Origin of the sequence: Actinacidiphila rubida, assembly GCF_900110255.1 — a bacterium.
GTDB lineage: Bacteria > Actinomycetota > Actinomycetes > Streptomycetales > Streptomycetaceae > Actinacidiphila > Actinacidiphila rubida.
Window position 1 is genome coordinate 74,810 of record NZ_FODD01000020.1, and the last position, 16,886, is coordinate 91,695.

Below are 16,886 nucleotides of genomic sequence, written 5' to 3' on the forward strand. Positions count from 1 at the left end.
TCGAACACCCACGGCCACGCGATCTGCCTACCGGCCCTCACCTCAACCAGGCAACCAAGCACCAGGAAAGGAAGGTTTCCCGTGTCCGCCCGTCGCCGTTTCCGCAACCTGATCCGCATCGGGCCCGTCCAGGTCGGCACCGCCTACGACCAGCGGGGCCGGGAGAAGCACACCGCCGCCTGCACCGCGCCGCGCTGCGGCTTCTCCAGCGAGTACGACAGCCGCTCCGCCGCAGAACTGGCCGCCCGCACCCACCGCTGCCCCGCCCGCTGAAAGGACCGTCCACCCGTGACCGTCAGCTTGCCCCTGGTCGTCGTCCTCGGCGTCATCGCCTGGGCCGCGATCAAGTTCCTCGGCATCCGCCTCTGGGTTGCCGTCTTCATCGCTCTGTTCGGCTTCTACCTGGCCCACACCTTCCTGGCTCCTGCCATCGACGACAGCACGCGCACCGGAGTGGGCGTCGTCAACGGCACACACACCTAGACGAGTAGTCGAGAGAGGTTCCGCCGTGCTCCTCAGCCCCAAGTACCCGCAGACACCCACCCCCTCGGCCCACATCACCACGGCGCCCGTCTCCGTCCAACACGCGCACCAACCAACCGTCTGCGCCTGCCAGGCGACCACTCCGCCCGCTGCGCCTCCCCGGCGCGTGACGCCCGCGGCCGGAGTCGTCGTCGGGGCCATGGCCGCAGTCATCACGGTCGGCGTCGTCCTCACCGCGCTCCTGGTCGCCGTCGCCGTCGCGGCCGTCTCGGTCGCCGTCGTCGCCCTGGTCCTGCGCTCGCTCCTGACGCAACCGCGTCAGCGCTGACCTAACGACCTGCCGGGGCGGCACCGACGCCGCACATCCGCCGCCCCGGCCCCCATCTCTACGCACCGAAGCCCGTGAAGGGAGCTCCGTCATCACCCGCGCAACACCGCCCCCGCTGCCCGAACTCGGCGCCCTGGCCGCGCTCGGCACCATGCCCGCACTCCTCCGCCAACTCTCCGGACTCGGCGGCTGCACCCACCCCATCCGACTCGACGGCCACCGCACCGAACACGAACTCAACCCCACGACCGGCGAGATCGGCCCGGCCGTACACCGCCTGCTCTCCGACCAACTGGCCGCCGGCCACCTGCTCGTCCGCTGCAACAACCGCCGCACCACCCGCTGCGCCGCCTGCGCCGAGACCTACCGCCGCGACACCTTCCACCTGATCACCGCCGGACTCCGCGGCGGCAAGGGCACCCCAGAAGACGTCACCGACCACCCCCGCGTCTTCGCCACCTTCACCGCCCCCGGCTTCGGCCCCGTCCACAACCGGCCCGACTCCGGCACCTGCCGCTGCGGCACCGCACACCCCGCCGACGCACCCGAACTCGGCACCCCGCTCAACCCCGACACCTACGACTACGAAGCCGCCGTCCTGTGGAACGCCTATGCCGGAGCCCTGTGGCGCCGCTTCTCCATCTACCTGCGCCGCGAGATCGCCAAGCGCGCCGGGCTCAGCCAACGCGCCTTCCGCGACCACGCCCGCGTCTCCTTCGCCAAGGTCGCCGAGTACCAGAAGCGCGGCGCGGTCCACTTCCACGCCGTCATCCGACTCGACGGCCCCGACGGCGGCACCACCCAACCGCCCGCCTGGGCCACAGCCGACCTGCTCACGGACGCCATTCGTGCCGCAGCATCCGCCGCCTGCGTCACCGGACCCACCATCGACGGCCGACCGCACACCTTCGCCTTCGGCCGCCAACTCGACGTCCGCACCATCCGCGGCGCCGACTTCGCCGGCTCGACCGCACTCACCGACCGTGCCGTCGCCGCGTACATCGCCAAGTACGCCACCAAGGGCGCCGAGACAGCGACGGGCACCCTCGACCGCCCGATCCGCTTCCTCGCGGAGCTCCCGCACCTGGCCATCTCCGACCATGCGCGCCGGATGATCCGCACCGCGTGGAACCTGGGGGCCCGCAAGGAGCTGGAAGAACTGAGGCTGCGGGCCTGGGCTCACATGCTCGGCTTCCGCGGCCACTTCTCCACCAAGACTCGCCGCTACTCCACCACCCTCGGTGCCCTCCGCAACGCCCGCGCCGAGTACCGCCGCGCCCAAAGCAGCCAGGCACGCCCGCAGGAGACCACCTACGTCCTCTCTCACTGGGCCTTCGCCGGCACCGGCCTGACTCCCGGCGAAGCCTGGCTCGCCGCGACCCTCGAACCCGCCCCCGGAACGGAAGGAGAATCCACATGGATGCCCGTCGCGACGAGTTGATGACCGTTCCCCAGATCCTTGCGGAACTCGGGGGAATCTCGCGACGGACCTTCTACCGCTGGCGAGAGCTGGGGGAGGGGCCCGTCGCGTTCAAACTCCCCAATGGTGAGCTCCGGGTGTGGCGGAGCGACTTCCGGGCGTGGCTGCGAGAACTGGAAGGAGCTGCGGCATGAAGTCGCTCGATGTGAAGGTCTGGGGTGTTCGGAAGCGGAACACGCAGAAAGGTTCCTACGACGTGCGGTGGTCGGTCGCCGGCCGCGTCTTCTCGGACTCCTTCCGTACGAAGGGGCTGGCGGACAACTTCCGCTCCAAGCTGATGCGGGCCATGCGCGACGGCGACGAGTTCGATGCCGAGTCCGGGCTGCCGGAATCCATGACAGAGAAGAAGTCACCACTCTCCTGGTACGACTTCGCGTTGAAGTACCTCGCAATGAAATGGCCGCACGCCGCTCCCAACACCCGGAATTCGATCAATGAGTCACTGGTGACGGCGACTCTCGCCCTACTCGATGACCGGCCCGGCAGGCCGGCGAATGACGTCCTCCGTACCGCACTGCGGAACTGGGCCTTCGTGCTTCCTGGCCCCGCCGATCGCGAGATCCCCGCTGAGATCGGCAACGCACTGCACTGGGCAGCCAAAGCCGCACGGCCACTCTCTGACTTGGCCGACCCGGTCATTGGGCGTGCGGTGCTCGATTCGCTCAAGCTCAAGATGGACGGTACGGCTGCGGCTGCCGAGACAGTGCGACGGAAGCGACGGACGCTCGTCAACGCCGCTCACTACGCGGTGGACCTGGGGGAGTTTCGGGAGAATCCGCTCACCGTGATCCGTTGGCAGAAGCCCAAGGTGTCAACTGACGTTGATCCCCGCGTGGTGGCGAATCCGGAGCAGGCTCGTGCACTCCTTGTCGCCCTGTCCTACGTGGGTGGCTACAGCCGAGCCCGGGGCCGGCGCCTGGTGGGCCTCTTCGCTGCCATGTACTACGGCGGCCTGCGTCCCGCTGAGGCGGTCGGGCTCGCGGAAACGGATCTGGTTCTCCCGGATTCAGGCTGGGGCTCTGCCCTTCTTCACCGCACGCGTCCGATCGTCGGGAAGCAGTGGACCGACTCCGGCGAGAGCCATGACGACCGCGGGCTGAAGAACCGGCCGGCTGAGGCTGTCCGGCGCGTGCCGATCCCTCCGCATCTCGTGACGGTCCTCCGGGAGCACGTCGACACCTTCGGGACGGCTGAGGACGGGCGCCTGTTCTTCAGCGAGACCGGGGGAGTGGTCGCCTCCTCGACGTACTCCCGGGCCTGGAAGGAAGCCCGGGCCCTGGCACTGCCGCCGGCCGCGGCCGCCTCTCCTCTGGCCCGGCGGCCGTACGACCTGCGGCACTCCGCACTCTCCACCTGGCTTAACGCCGGTGTCGACGCCACAGAGGTGGCCGAACGGGCCGGCAACAGCGTGGAGGTGCTGCTGAGTCGCTACGCCAAATGCCTCGACGGCAGGCAGGAGGTAGCCAACGGCCGGATTGAGGAGCTGCTGCGCGAGTACGAGTGACCAGTCTTGTGCCTGACTCAGGCCCCCAGGGATCCTGGGGGCCTGAGCGTTGTCTCTGATAGATCTGCAGGAGCCGGCCTGCTGGTGTGCTGTCAGCTCGACGTTGTCATCGCGCGGGTTTCGTCTGGAGGCCCCTGGGCGGCACGCACCTCAAGCCGCATGCGTGCTCGCACATTTTCTTGCTGCGAGACGATTGAATCCAACAGGACAATGACCCGGTCAAGCCTTTCCAAGCGAGCAGGTGACTCTTCCCCGCCTGCGATCTTCATGAGCTCCCTATAGGCGATCGTGAGCCGGTCGTTGACCGTGTACTCAAGTTCAAGTACTGCGTCGCTGGCCACTAGCTGAGCCTCGGCCCGGGTATCCCGTTGGGTACGCCGGGCGTTACTGACCTCCGCTGCTTCTGCATCGAAGGATCCCGATTTCAGTGCATAGGCGTATGCGAGCATCGCGTCTCTATAGTGGCGATCATGAGCGTTGAGCTGCACGTAGCAGTCGCGGAGCTGGTCGATCCTGCGTTGATCCTTGGCTGCCCGTCGTTTCGCGGCACGGACCCGTTCTTCGTGCTCCAACCTCCGCGACTCTGTCCGTTGAGCGAAGATTTGAGTGACCACTGCTGACGTCAGCGTGCCGCCAACGCCAACGACTGCAACGATCACAGAGATCGTTTCGCCTGACATCCCCACCCCTTGGCTACCTAGTTCCCCTGATGCGCAGACGGTAGCTAACACCCGAACGGCTCGATCGAAGCGCTGATCGTCATGAATGAGCTGCTGCTGGCCTGCAACCGCGACCTATGCCCTATGAGGGCTCCTTCGCCACACGGCCCTTGTTCGCCTGAGCTGACCTGGGCAGATGCTCCAAGATCCTGTCCACGTACTGTCCACAGCCCCCGTCATAGGGCCGCATTCGACGGCATACGCCTGCGCACATGCAAAAACCCCGCCGTCAGCGTTTCGGCTGGTGGCGGGGTCTTTTGGCACCTACTGCGAGGTGCCCCCGGCAGGATTCGAACCTGCGCACACGGCTCCGGAGGCCGTTGCTCTATCCCCTGAGCTACGGGGGCGACGGGAAGAACACTACCAGCTCGAGGGGGGTGGGCCGGACAGGGTTTCGTGGGGGTGGGGGAGGCCGGGAGGAGGGGGAGGCGGGGGTCGGGGGGAGGCCTGTGGAGTGGCGGTGGGCGGGCTTCGCGGAGGGGGCGGGGACGGGGCCGGTGAGGGGCAACGGGGGGAGGGAGGTTCACCCGTGGCGGGGAAGAAAGGGGAAAAGGGGGGCGGCTCCGCGGCCGCGCGCCTAACCTTTCTGGTGTGACGGGCGCGTCCGGCCGGGTCCTTGTGGTGGATGACAACAAGGTGATCCGGCAGCTGATCAGGGTCAACCTTGAGCTGGAGGGCTTCGAGGTCGTGACCGCGGGCGACGGTGCCGAGTGCCTGGAGATCGTCCACAGCGTGTGCCCCGACGTCGTGACCCTGGACGTGGTCATGCCGCGGCTCGACGGGATCAGGACCGCGGCCCGGCTGCGGGCCGACCCGCGGACCCGCGGGCTGGGCATCCTGATGGTGAGCGCCGGGTCGGTGGCCGACGGGGTCGGGGACGCGTATCTGGCCAAGCCGTTCGAGCCGGCCGAGCTGGTGGAGACGGTGCGGCGGCTGGCTCGCCGCGCCTCGGGCCGCGAGCAGCCTCCGGAGCAACCGCGTGGCCGCACCGCCGCACATCCGGGTGCTTGAGCCAGCCCGACGCCTCCGGTCCGCCCCGGCCGAGCCCGACGTCCACGCCCCAGCCCAGCCCGAGGCGCCCGCCCCGCCCCGGCGCAGCCGGACCTCGGCGTCCTGACCTGGCGGACCGGCCGTCCGCCGCCCGCCCCGAGGGGCCGTCCCAGCAGGTGAAACCCCCTCGCCGTAGCACCCCCGTCCTCGCCTACGCTTGCCCCCGTGACACCCGCCGACCTCTCCCGCACCGTCCTGGCGACGGTGCGGCGTGCCGTCCTCGCGGACGAGCTGCGGGTGGACGTGGACGCGCTCCCCGAGCGGATCGCCGTGCAGCGGTCGTCGCGCCCGGGCTGCGGGGACTACGCGACGAACGTCGCGCTCCAGCTCGCCGGCCCGGCCGGGCGCTCCGCCGGTGAGGTCGCGACGATCCTCGCCCGCCGGCTGGAGAAGGAGCCGGGCATCGCCCAGGTCGACGTCGCCGCCCCCGGCTTCCTCAACATCACCCTGCACGCCCTCGCCCACCACGACGTCGTCCGCGAGGTCCGCGAGCAGCGCGAGGCCTACGGGCGCGGTGACGGGCTGGCCGGCGAGGCGGTGACGGTCACCGCCTCCGGCGGCCCGGACGCCGTGCGCGCACCCGTCGTCGCCGAGGCCGTCAACCTGCTGCTGCGCGCCGCCGGCGCCGGCCCGGGACCGTCCGAGCCGGTGCGGGTCGAGGAGCCGGAGCCCGGCATCCTGGACGGGCTCGGCCGCGACGCCGCCCGCTGGGCCCTGCTGCGGCCCCCGGCCGAGGACCGGCCGCGCCCGACGGCCGAGCTGCTGCGCCAGCACGAGTCCAACCCGCTCTTCCGGGTCCGTTACGCCCACGCCCGCACCCGGGCCCTGCTGCGCAACGCCCGCGACCTGCACGTCGACGTCGACGCTCAGGTCCCGGTCGACGCCCACGCCGAGCCCGCGCCGGGCGGCGGCGGCACCGATCCCGGCGGCCCGCCGCCAGGCGACCCGCACCATGCCGCCCACCACCCCGCCGAAACCGAACTCCTCGGTCTCGTGGCCGACTTCCCCCGCGTGGTCGAGACGGCGGCCCGCCGCCGCGCGCCGGACCGGGTGGCCCGCCATCTGGAGCGGCTCGCGGACGCGTTCCTCCGCTTCCACGACGAGTGTCCCGCGCTGCCCCGGGGCGACGAGAAACCCTCGGCCGTCCACGCCGCCCGCGTCCGCCTTGCCGACGCCGCGGGCATCGTGCTCGCCGACGGCCTGCTCCTGCTCGGCATCAGCGCCCCCGACCACCTCTGAGATCCCTCCACGGACCTCCGAGATCCCTGAACAGAAAGCCCGAGAGACGTGAGCCGCTCCGCACACCCCGCAGGTCCCCGCCACGCCGACGTCCTCCCCGAGGGCCACTACCAGGCGCCGCCGAGCGACCTCAACCGCCTCGACCCGCGCGTCTGGTCGCGGACCGTCACCCGCAACGACGACGGCGCCGCCGAGGTCGGCGGGCTCGATGTCCGGGCGCTCGCCGAGGAGTTCGGCACGCCCGCCTACTTCCTGGACGAGGCGGACTTCCGGGCCCGCTGCCGCGCCTGGCGGTCCGCGTTCGGGCAGGACGCCGACGTCTTCTACGCCGGCAAGGCGTTCCTGTCGCGGGCCGTGGTCCGCTGGCTGACCGAGGAGGGGCTGAACCTCGACGTCTGCTCGGGCACGGAGCTGGCGGTGGCGCTGGACGCCGGGATGCCCGCCGAGCGGATCGCGCTGCACGGCAACAACAAGAGCACCGCGGAGATCGAGCGCGCGGTGACCGCGGGTGTCGGCCGGATCGTGCTGGACTCGTACCAGGAGATCGTGCGGGTGGCGGCCGTCGCGCAGGAGCACGGCGTGCGGCAGCGGGTGCAGATCCGGGTGACGGTCGGCGTCGAGGCGCACACCCACGAGTTCATCGCGACCGCGCACGAGGACCAGAAGTTCGGCCTGGCGCTCGCCGACGGCATGGCGGCCGAGGCGGTGCGCCGGGTGCTGCGGCTGGACAGTCTCGAACTGGTCGGCATCCACAGCCACATCGGCTCGCAGATCTTCGACATGGCCGGCTTCGAGGTGGCCGCGCGCCGTGTCGTGTCGCTGCTCGCGGACGTCCGCGACGAGCACGGCGTCGAGCTGCCGGAGATCGACCTGGGCGGCGGCCTGGGCATCGCCTACACCTCCGAGGACGACCCGCGCGAGCCGCAGGACATCGCCAAGGCGCTGAACGAGATCGTCACCCGCGAGTGCGAGGCGGCGGACCTGCGGGTGCCGCGGCTGTCCGTGGAGCCGGGCCGGGCGATCGTCGGCCCGACCGCGTTCACGCTCTACGAGGTCGGCACGGTCAAGCCGCTGGAGGGGCTGCGCACCTACGTGAGCGTGGACGGCGGCATGTCGGACAACATCCGCACCGCGCTGTACGACGCGGAGTACACCGTCGCGCTGGTGTCCCGTACGAGCGACGCGCCGCCGATGCTCAGCCGGGTGGTGGGCAAGCACTGCGAGAGCGGCGACATCGTGGTCAAGGACGCGTTCCTGCCGTCCGACCTGGCCCCCGGCGACCTGGTGGCCGTGCCGGCCACCGGCGCGTACTGCCGGGCCATGGCGAGCAACTACAACCACGCGCTGCGTCCGCCGGTGGTCGCGGTCGCGGACGGGGACGCGCGGGTGATCGTGCGGCGGGAGACGGAGGACGATCTGCTCCGCCTGGACGTGGGCTGACCGAAAATACACGGCAAGATCGCCGGGCGGACGCCATATCGTCCGGTGATCAGCCGGTCTCGCGATCCGGACAGGGAGTGGCTTCTCCCGTCCGGTGCGTGAGACTGGTGACCTCCGCGCGGTGGGCTCCCCGCGTGAGGACCGGGCCCGGCCCCTGGGCCCCGGGGACTCCGCCCGCGCGCACAGAAGTCGATGCAGGACGAGAAACGAGGTCGGATGATGCGTACGCGTCCGCTGAAGGTGGCGCTGCTGGGCTGCGGTGTGGTCGGCTCCGAGGTCACGCGCATCCTCACGACGCAGGCCGACGACCTCGCCGCGCGGATCGGCGCGCCGATCGAGCTCGCCGGGATCGCCGTGCGGCGGCCCCACAAGGTGCGCGAGGGCGTGCCCGCCGAACTGCTGACCACGGACGCGACGGCGCTGGTCAAACGCGGCGACCTCGACGTGGTCGTCGAGGTCATCGGCGGGATCGAGCCGGTCCGGACGCTGATCACCACCGCGTTCGAGCACGGCGCGTCGGTCGTCTCGGCGAACAAGGCGCTGCTGGCCGCCGACGGGGCGAGCCTGCACGCCAAGGCCGCGGAGCACGGCGTCGACCTGTACTACGAGGCCGCGGTCGCCGGTGCGATCCCGCTGATCAGGCCGCTGCGCGAGTCGCTGGCGGGCGACAAGGTCAACCGGGTGCTCGGCATCGTCAACGGCACCACCAACTTCATCCTCGACAAGATGGAGTCCACCGGCGCCGGCTACAGCGAGGCGCTGGACGAGGCCACCGCGCTCGGCTACGCCGAGGCCGACCCGACGGCCGACGTGGAGGGCTTCGACGCGGCCGCCAAGGCCGCGATCCTGGCCGGTATCGCCTTCCACACCCGTGTCACCATCGACGACGTGCACCGCGAGGGCCTCACCGAGGTGACGGCCGCGGACATCGCGTCGGCGAAGAAGATGGGCTGCACCGTGAAGATGCTCGCGATCTGCGAGCGCAGCGCCGACGGCCGCTCGGTCACGGCCCGGGTGCACCCCGCGATGATCCCGCTCAGCCACCCGCTGGCCTCCGTCCGCGAGGCCTACAACGCCGTCTTCGTGGAAGCGGAGGCGGCCGGGCGGCTGATGTTCTACGGTCCCGGCGCGGGCGGCGCACCCACCGCCTCCGCCGTCCTCGGCGACCTGGTGGCCGCCTGCCGCAACAAGCTCGCGGCGACCACCGGTGCCGGCGAGTCCGCCTACACGCAACTGCCGGTCAGCCCGATGGGCGATGTGGTCACCCGCTACCACATCAGCCTTGACGTGGCGGACAAACCGGGCGTCCTGGCTCAGGTCGCCATGGTGTTCGCCGAGCACGACGTGTCGATCGACACGGTGCGTCAGCAAGGCAAGAATCAGGGCAGCGGCGACGAGGTCGCCGTCGAGCAGGGTGCCGGTGGGCGACGGGCGGGCGAGGCGTCCCTCGTCGTCGTCACCCACCGCGCGTCGGACGCCGCGCTCTCCGCGACGGTCTCCAGCCTGAGGAAGCTCGACACCGTGCGCGGAGTCGCCAGCATCATGCGTGTGGAAGGGGAGTAAGGCCGCCATGAGCACCACCGACGGAACCATCGAACGACCGCGAATGTCCGGCACCCACCAGTGGCGCGGCATCATCGAGGAGTACCGGGACCGGCTGCCGGTCACCGCGAGCACCCCGGTGGTCACGCTGCTGGAGGGTGGCACCCCGCTCGTCCCGGCCCAGCTGCTGTCGGAGCGGACGGGCTGCGACGTCTACCTGAAGGTCGAGGGCGCCAACCCGACCGGGTCCTTCAAGGACCGCGGTATGACGATGGCCATCTCGCGCGCCAAGGAGGACGGCGCGAAGGCCGTCATCTGCGCGTCCACCGGCAACACCTCCGCGTCGGCCGCCGCGTACGCGGTGCGCGCCGGAATGGTGTGCGCGGTGCTCGTGCCGCAGGGCAAGATCGCGCTGGGCAAGATGGGCCAGGCGCTCGTGCACGGCAGCCGCATCCTGCAGGTCGACGGGAACTTCGACGACTGCCTCGACCTGGCGCGCGGGCTGAGCGAGAAGTACCCGGTGGCGCTGGTCAATTCGGTCAACCCGGTGCGCATCGAGGGGCAGAAGACCGCCGCGTTCGAGATCGTGGACGCGCTCGGCGACGCCCCGGACATCCACGTCCTGCCGGTCGGCAACGCGGGCAACATCACCGCGTACTGGAAGGGGTACCGGGAGTACGCGGCCGACGGGGTCTCCACCCGCAAGCCGCGGATGTGGGGCTTCCAGGCGTCCGGGTCCGCGCCGATCGTCAACGGGGCGCCGGTGCGCCAGCCGCAGACCATCGCCACGGCGATCCGGATCGGCAACCCCGCGTCCTGGACGTTCGCCGAGGAGGCCCGGGACGACTCCGGCGGCCTCATCGAGGCCGTGACGGACCGTCAGATCCTGTCCGCCTACCGGCTGCTGGCCGCCAGGGAGGGCGTCTTCGTCGAGCCCGCGTCGGCCGCGTCGGTGGCCGGACTGCTCAAGGCCGCCGAGGAGGGCCGCGTCGACGCCGGCCAGCGGATCGTCTGCACGGTCACCGGCAACGGGCTGAAGGACCCCGACTGGGCGGTGGCCGGAGCCCCGCAGCCGACCACGGTCCCGGTCGACGCGGACGCCGCCGCCGACCGCCTCGGCCTGCGCTGACGCCGGTTTTCCGGTGGGGGCGCACGCACCGCTGACGACACGCATCACGCGCGGTGCGTGCGCCCTATGTCGCAGGGGAACCTTCCTTCGATAGGCTTACCCCGGTGGCACCGCAGAGTGCCCCGCATCCGGCGGATGCCAAACCGCCATTCCTGCCCAGCCGCGCCGGCAATGGAGCCGCGCCCGCAGGGCGCACCGCACAAGGAGATTCGTCGAACGATGGCCGGTCCCGCGTTCCGCGCCGCCGCAGTACGGGTGCGCGTCCCCGCGACCAGCGCCAACCTGGGCCCCGGTTTCGACGCCTTCGGCCTGGCCTTGGGGCTGTACGACGACGTGGTCGTCCGTGTCGCCGACTCGGGCCTGCACGTCGACATCGCGGGTGAGAGCGCCGACACGCTGCCCCGCGACGAGAAGCACCTGGTCGTGCGGTCCCTGCGGACCGCGTTCGACCTGCTCGGCGGGCAGCCGCGCGGCCTCGAGGTGGTGTGCGCCAACCGCATCCCGCACGGGCGCGGCCTCGGCTCCTCCTCCGCGGCGATCTGCGCCGGCATCATCGCCGCCCGCGCCGTGACGATAGGCGGGCCCGCCGTTCTCGACGACACCGCGCTGCTGGAGCTGGCCACCGAGATCGAGGGCCACCCCGACAACGTCGCGGCCTGCCTGCTCGGCGGATTCACCGTAGCCTGGACAGAGGGCGGTGCCGCCCGGGCGGTCCGCATGGACCCTGCCGCTTCACTGATTCCGGTGGTCTTCGTGCCCGCCGCCCCGCTGCTCACCGAGACCGCGCGCGGCATGCTGCCGCGCAGCGTCCCGCACGTCGACGCGGCGGCCAACGCCGGCCGGGCCGCGCTGCTCGTCGAGGCGCTCACCAGGCGCCCCGAGCTGCTGCTGCCCGCCACCGAGGACCGGTTGCACCAGGACTACCGGGCGCCCGCCATGCCCGAGACCATCGCCCTGGTGAACCGTCTGCGCGCCGAGGGCGTCCCCGCTGTCGTGTCCGGCGCCGGGCCGACGGTGCTCGCGCTGTGCGACGAGGGGGACGCGGACAAGGTCTCCCGGCTCGGGGGCGAGGGCTGGGCCGCCCATCGTCTGGCGCTCGACCCGACCGGGGCCAGTGTCCTGCCGCTCGTCGGGGGGCAGTGACACGATTGCCGGTCGAGGAGAGGGGGAATATGTGTGGGATCCGGTAGTGTTAATCTCAAGCCAGCATTCGCCGCCCAATGGGCGCGATGCGCTGTGTCCCCGCCTCTGCTGAATGAGGATGCCGAATGAGGCAGCGGACGACACATCTTCCGGGAGCCTCCCACACCGCATAGGCAGCCTGACTGGGGAGTCGGACAGCCTGCCTTCGCAGTGTCGAGCACGCTCCGGATTCGGTACGAGTTCCAGCTCCGGAGTCGGTAGGAGTTCCGGGGGCCATCTCCGTACCGAGAGCACGTATGTATTTCTGCCGCCATCTGGCGGACCACCGCCCCGGATCTGAACAGCGGAAACGCCCAGACCCGGACAGCACGACCGGTCGCCGAGCCATTCAGGCCGACGTCCGCTCCAGGGAAGGACCCTTCGTGAGCGACACCACCGATCTGATGGGCGTGCGCGCAGACAACACTGTCGCCGCGTCCGAAGCCGCTGCGCCTGCCTCCGGTGCTGCGCCCAGCGCCGCACGGCGACGCCGGTCCGGTACCGGTCTTGACGGCATGGTCCTGGCCGAGCTCCAGCAGCTCGCCTCCGGCCTCGGGATCAAGGGCACGGCGCGGATGCGCAAGAGCCAGCTGATCGAGACCATCAAGGAGCGTCAGGCCGGCGGCGGCGCCGCCCCGCAGGCCGAGGCTCCCGCGGCCGAGAAGCCCAAGCGCCGCGCCACTTCCCGGACGCGCGTCGAGCAGTCCGACGAGGGCAGCGCCGCGGCCGCGGGTGGCTCGGCCACCGCGACGAGCGACCAGCAGATCGAGATCCCCGGCCAGCCGGCCGGTGACAAGGGCGAGAAGTCCGCGCCGAAGGGCGAGGCGAAGACGGCCGAGCAGGCCGGCGGCCGCGCGGAGCGCGCCGCCGAGGCCGCCGCCGACACCGCCGAGGGCAAGGGCGACGGCAAGCAGGGCGGCGACGACCGCCAGGACCGCCAGCGCGGCCAGCGCGGCGACCGCCGCGAGCGGCAGCGCGACCGCCGCAACCGGGACGGCGACGACCGCCAGGACCGCCAGGACCGGCAGGACCGCCAGCGCGGCGGCCAGCAGGGACAGCAGGGCCAGGGCGGCGGCCAGAACCAGCAGGGTGGCGGCGGCCAGCAGGACGACGACGAGTTCGGCGATGGCCGGGGCCGGCGCCGCGGCCGCTACCGCGACCGCCGGGGCCGCGGCCGGGGCCGCGAGGACTTCGGCGGCAGCGAGCCGCAGGTCGCCGACGACGACGTGCTGATCCCCGTCGCCGGCATCCTCGACATCCTCGACAACTACGCGTTCATCCGCACCTCCGGCTACCTGCCGGGCCCGAACGACGTGTACGTCTCGCTCGCCCAGGTCCGCAAGAACGGCCTGCGCAAGGGCGACCACGTCACCGGCGCGGTGCGGCAGCCCAAGGACGGCGAGCGCCGCGAGAAGTTCAACGCGCTGGTGCGCCTGGACTCCGCGAACGGCATGGCCGCCGACTCCGGCCGCGGCCGCCCGGAGTTCAACAAGCTCACCCCGCTGTACCCGCAGGACCGCCTGCGCCTGGAGTCCGACCCGGGCGTGCTGACCACGCGGATCATCGACCTGGTGTCGCCGATCGGCAAGGGCCAGCGCGGTCTGATCGTGGCCCCGCCGAAGACCGGCAAGACCATGATCATGCAGGCGATCGCCAACGCGATCACCACCAACAACCCCGAGTGCCACCTGATGGTCGTGCTCGTCGACGAGCGGCCCGAAGAGGTCACCGACATGCAGCGGTCGGTGAAGGGCGAGGTCATCTCCTCGACCTTCGACCGCCCGGCCGAGGACCACACCACGGTCGCCGAGCTGGCCATCGAGCGCGCCAAGCGCCTGGTGGAGCTGGGCCACGACGTGGTCGTGCTGCTCGACTCCATCACCCGCCTGGGCCGCGCGTACAACCTCGCGGCGCCCGCCTCCGGCCGCATCCTGTCCGGTGGTGTCGACTCGACCGCGCTCTACCCGCCGAAGCGCTTCTTCGGTGCCGCGCGCAACATCGAGGACGGCGGCTCGCTGACCATCCTGGCCACCGCGCTGGTCGAGACCGGTTCGCGGATGGACGAGGTGATCTTCGAGGAGTTCAAGGGCACCGGCAACATGGAGCTCAAGCTCGACCGCAAGCTTGCCGACAAGCGCATCTTCCCCGCGGTGGACGTGGACGCGTCCGGCACCCGCAAGGAGGAGATCCTGCTGGGCGGCGAGGAGCTGGGCATCGTCTGGAAGCTGCGCCGGGTGCTGCACGCCCTGGACCAGCAGCAGGCGATCGAGCTGCTGCTGGACAAGATGAAGCAGACCAAGTCCAACGCCGAGTTCCTGATGCAGATCGCGAAGACCACCCCGGGCAACAACGACTGACCCCACCGCCGGGCGCCCGCCCGGCAGTTGGGGGAGTACCGGATCTTCTTCCCTTGCTGATGCCCTGCCCGCCGGCCCGCCCGGCGGGCAGGGCTTTTTTCGTTGACCTGCCGTCGACCGTCTGTTGACGTCCCGCAGAGTTCCGCCGAAGGTTTCGCTCGACGTTTCTTTACCGAATCATGTGACGGACCGATTCTGTGCGGCTGGTGTGAACCCGTACGGCGGTCATATGATCGGCCAGCCGCAGGTGGGGGGGAGTCCATCTTCGGACCCGGTCCCGCGCCGGCGGCCCAACGGCCCGCCCGCGCCCGGACGGGTCCGTTTTTTTCTGCGCCTTCCACTCACTCCTGCGTGCACGTTTCCGGTGCCGCCGCGCCGTGTCCCACGCGCCCGCGGCACGACATCCGAACATCAGGAGATCTGAGTGTCCTCTGCCCACCAGGGCGTCAAGCCCGGACGGCGCAGCCTCAAGGCGCTTCCGGTTGCCGCCCTTGCCGTCGGCACGGCGGGCCTGTTCCTCACGGCCCCGTCCGCCCACGCCGACGGCACCCCGCTGCCGCACGCGTTCAACGCGGCCGCGACCCACAGTGCCGCGAGCCCGGCCGAGTTGAAGTCCCGCATCGCCGGAGCGGTCCGCACCGCGGCCCGCACCGTGTCGCGCTCCTCGCTCGCCGGAAGCACCACCACCGGCAGCAGCACCACCGGCCCCAAGGCCACCCCGTACATCATCGGCGGCACCACCACGACGTTCTCCCAGGCGCCGTGGATGGTGCAGCTCTTCTACTACGACGACAAGGGCACCGCGTCCACGTCCGACGACGTGGGCTTCTTCTGCGGCGGCACCGTCGTCAGCCCGACGAAGATCCTCACTGCGGCCCACTGCGTCAAGGGTTACGACTGGTACGACAACGGCGCCATCATCACCGGCACCGACCAGCAGCCCACCACGGACGCGGCTGGCAACACCGACTTCCACGGTGGCACGGTCAGCGACCTGAGCACGCAGTGGAACCACCCGTCGTTCAACGCTACGACGATCGACAACGACGCCGCGCTGCTCACGGTGGACCCCGGCTACCCGATCGCGTCGACCGCCAAGGCGCTGCCGATCACCAGCAGCACCGACACGGCGTCGTACGCGGCCGGCAAGACGGCGACGGTCTACGGCTGGGGACGCACGTCGTCCACCACCCAGGACCCGTCGCAGACGCTGAAGACCGCGCCGATCCCCCTCAACTCGGACGCCACCTGCACCCAGTGGGCCGGTACCGAGTTCGTGCCGGGTCACATGGTCTGCGGCGGCTCGCCCGCCAGCGGCACCGACACGGGCACCGTCACGCCGTGCAACGGCGACTCCGGCGGTCCGCTCGTGGAGAGCGGCAAGATCATCGGCATCGTGTCGTGGGGTGTCGAGGACTGCGTCGAGTCCGGTGCCCACAGCGTGTTCACCAAGGTGAGCACGTACGCGGGCGCGATCAACCAGCGCATGGACGACGCGAGCCTGCTCGGCGCCAACTCCGGCGACACCCTGGCGGACCTGTTCGCCCGGACGCCGGCCGGCGAGGGCTACATGTACCAGTCCAAGGGCAGCAGCTTCGCCACCCGCCTTGACGTCGGCCCGAGTTGGAGCACCTTCAACCTGGTGCGGCAGGCCGACCTGAACGGCGACTGGGTTGGGGACCTGGTGGTCCGGGACACGTCCGGCCACCTGCGCTTCCTCAACGGCATGGACGGTTCGGCCACGGACATCGGCGCCGGCTGGAACGCGATGAAGTCGATCACGCTGCCCGGTGACATCACCGGTGACGGCAAGTCCGACCTCTTCGCGACCGACAGCTCCGGCGTGGCGTACGTCTACCCGGGCACGGGCACCGGCAAGTTCGGTACCCGGATCAAGGTCGGCTCGGGCTGGGGCATCTACGGCTCCGTCATCTACGGCAAGGGCGACCTCACCGACGACGGCAAGGCCGACCTGGTGACCCGCGACAGCACCGGTGCGATGTGGCTGTACAAGGGCACGGGCGTCGCGTCCGCGCCCTGGGCGGCCCGCGTCAAGATCGGTGCCGGCTGGAACACGTACAACGCCTTCGCCTCCACCGGCGACATGACCGGTGACGGCAAGGCGGACCTCCTCGCGCGCGACACGGCGGGCAAGCTGTGGCTCTACAAGGGCACCGGCTCGTCCACCGCGCCGTACGCGGCACGGGTCCTGATCGGCGCGGGCTGGAACATCTACAACCTGTTCGGCTGATCACCGTGAACACGCTCAGTGACCGCGACCGCAGGTCCGGTCACTGAGCGGGTTTTCACCCGGGACTCCCGCATATCCCCTGTTCAGGGGGTGTGCGGGAGTCCTGTCGTATCACCCGGATGGTCCCCCGGATGCCGGAACCCGCACCCCGGGCGCACGATGGAGAGTCCGACAAAACGGAC

The 16,886-nt window shown here is 70.9% G+C and carries 15 protein-coding genes and 1 tRNA gene; 14 read left to right on the forward strand and 2 right to left on the reverse strand.

Annotated elements, in window-relative coordinates; translation table 11 throughout:
- Positions 1-81: 81 nt before the first annotated feature.
- The 6 genes from BMW99_RS20680 to BMW99_RS20705 all read left to right on the forward strand — a co-directional run bounded on the left by BMW99_RS20680 (position 82) and on the right by BMW99_RS20705 (position 3,795).
- Entirely contained in the window at positions 82-273 is a 192-nt protein-coding gene (locus BMW99_RS20680) for a mobile element transfer protein (protein ID WP_069463459.1), read from the forward strand.
- Between the two features lie 15 nt (positions 274-288).
- Positions 289-483 carry a hypothetical protein gene (locus BMW99_RS20685; RefSeq protein ID WP_069463460.1) on the forward strand — a complete coding sequence of 65 codons (195 nt, stop codon included), beginning with the start codon at positions 289-291 and terminating at the stop codon, positions 481-483.
- 199 nt (positions 484-682) lie between these two features.
- Positions 683-811: a hypothetical protein gene (locus tag BMW99_RS42695; RefSeq protein ID WP_256090268.1), complete on the forward strand. Its 129-nt coding sequence runs from the start codon at positions 683-685 to the stop codon at positions 809-811.
- 151 nt (positions 812-962) lie between these two features.
- A complete protein-coding gene (locus BMW99_RS20695; protein WP_069463462.1) occupies positions 963-2,252 on the forward strand; it encodes a replication initiator in 1,290 nt (429 codons plus the stop codon).
- Positions 2,228-2,425 carry a helix-turn-helix transcriptional regulator gene (locus tag BMW99_RS42185; protein ID WP_069463463.1) on the forward strand — a complete coding sequence of 66 codons (198 nt, stop codon included), beginning with the start codon at positions 2,228-2,230 and terminating at the stop codon, positions 2,423-2,425. The genes BMW99_RS20695 and BMW99_RS42185 overlap by 25 nt, the downstream gene beginning before the upstream one ends.
- Positions 2,422-3,795 carry a tyrosine-type recombinase/integrase gene (locus BMW99_RS20705; RefSeq protein WP_069463464.1) on the forward strand — a complete coding sequence of 458 codons (1,374 nt, stop codon included), beginning with the start codon at positions 2,422-2,424 and terminating at the stop codon, positions 3,793-3,795. Before BMW99_RS42185 ends, BMW99_RS20705 begins: the two co-directional genes overlap by 4 nt.
- A gap of 92 nt (positions 3,796-3,887) precedes the next feature.
- Here BMW99_RS20705 and BMW99_RS40785 read toward each other — a convergent pair whose 3' ends face one another.
- Entirely contained in the window at positions 3,888-4,475 is a 588-nt protein-coding gene (locus BMW99_RS40785) for a hypothetical protein (protein WP_141726117.1), read from the reverse strand.
- 314 nt (positions 4,476-4,789) lie between these two features.
- Positions 4,790-4,861, reverse strand: a tRNA-Arg gene (locus BMW99_RS20710).
- Positions 4,862-5,105: 244 nt separating this feature from the next.
- On the opposite strand from BMW99_RS20710, the gene BMW99_RS20715 reads away from it, so the two are divergent.
- The 8 genes from BMW99_RS20715 (at position 5,106) to BMW99_RS20750 (ending at position 16,704) form a co-directional block, all read left to right on the forward strand.
- Complete coding sequence (locus BMW99_RS20715; RefSeq protein WP_075017305.1) at positions 5,106-5,525, forward strand: response regulator transcription factor; 420 nt, start codon at positions 5,106-5,108, stop codon at positions 5,523-5,525.
- Between the two features lie 204 nt (positions 5,526-5,729).
- Positions 5,730-6,803, forward strand: a complete 1,074-nt coding sequence (gene nrtL, locus BMW99_RS20720; RefSeq protein ID WP_075017306.1) for an ArgS-related anticodon-binding protein NrtL — start codon at positions 5,730-5,732, stop codon at positions 6,801-6,803.
- Between the two features lie 48 nt (positions 6,804-6,851).
- The gene (gene lysA, locus BMW99_RS20725; protein WP_069467157.1) at positions 6,852-8,243 is read left to right on the forward strand and encodes a diaminopimelate decarboxylase; all 1,392 of its coding nucleotides are present in this window, start codon (positions 6,852-6,854) and stop codon (positions 8,241-8,243) included.
- Positions 8,244-8,459: 216 nt separating this feature from the next.
- Entirely contained in the window at positions 8,460-9,806 is a 1,347-nt protein-coding gene (locus tag BMW99_RS20730; RefSeq protein WP_069467158.1) for a homoserine dehydrogenase, read from the forward strand.
- 43 nt (positions 9,807-9,849) lie between these two features.
- Positions 9,850-10,914, forward strand: coding sequence for a threonine synthase (gene thrC, locus BMW99_RS20735; RefSeq protein ID WP_069467160.1), 1,065 nt, complete (start codon positions 9,850-9,852; stop codon positions 10,912-10,914).
- A 219-nt stretch (positions 10,915-11,133) separates the two neighbouring features.
- Complete coding sequence (thrB, locus tag BMW99_RS20740) at positions 11,134-12,057, forward strand: homoserine kinase (protein WP_069467159.1); 924 nt, start codon at positions 11,134-11,136, stop codon at positions 12,055-12,057.
- A 422-nt stretch (positions 12,058-12,479) separates the two neighbouring features.
- A complete protein-coding gene (gene rho / locus BMW99_RS20745; protein WP_245791562.1) occupies positions 12,480-14,453 on the forward strand; it encodes a transcription termination factor Rho in 1,974 nt (657 codons plus the stop codon).
- A 424-nt stretch (positions 14,454-14,877) separates the two neighbouring features.
- On the forward strand, positions 14,878-16,704 hold the full coding sequence (locus BMW99_RS20750; RefSeq protein WP_069465606.1) for a trypsin-like serine protease: 1,827 nt from the start codon (positions 14,878-14,880) through the stop codon (positions 16,702-16,704).
- The last annotated feature ends 182 nt before the right edge of the window (positions 16,705-16,886 follow it).

Coding starts and splice junctions, on each gene's coding strand:
- BMW99_RS42695 (WP_256090268.1), top strand. CDS start 683: ATGGCCGCAGTCATCACGGTCGGCGTCGTCCTCACCGCGCTCCTGGTC.
- BMW99_RS20695 (WP_069463462.1), top strand. CDS start 963: ATGCCCGCACTCCTCCGCCAACTCTCCGGACTCGGCGGCTGCACCCAC.
- BMW99_RS42185 (WP_069463463.1), top strand. CDS start 2,228: ATGGATGCCCGTCGCGACGAGTTGATGACCGTTCCCCAGATCCTTGCG.
- BMW99_RS20705 (WP_069463464.1), top strand. CDS start 2,422: ATGAAGTCGCTCGATGTGAAGGTCTGGGGTGTTCGGAAGCGGAACACG.
- BMW99_RS40785 (WP_141726117.1), bottom strand. CDS start 4,475: ATGTCAGGCGAAACGATCTCTGTGATCGTTGCAGTCGTTGGCGTTGGC.
- BMW99_RS20730 (WP_069467158.1), top strand. CDS start 8,460: ATGATGCGTACGCGTCCGCTGAAGGTGGCGCTGCTGGGCTGCGGTGTG.
- thrC (WP_069467160.1), top strand. CDS start 9,850: ATGTCCGGCACCCACCAGTGGCGCGGCATCATCGAGGAGTACCGGGAC.
- thrB (WP_069467159.1), top strand. CDS start 11,134: ATGGCCGGTCCCGCGTTCCGCGCCGCCGCAGTACGGGTGCGCGTCCCC.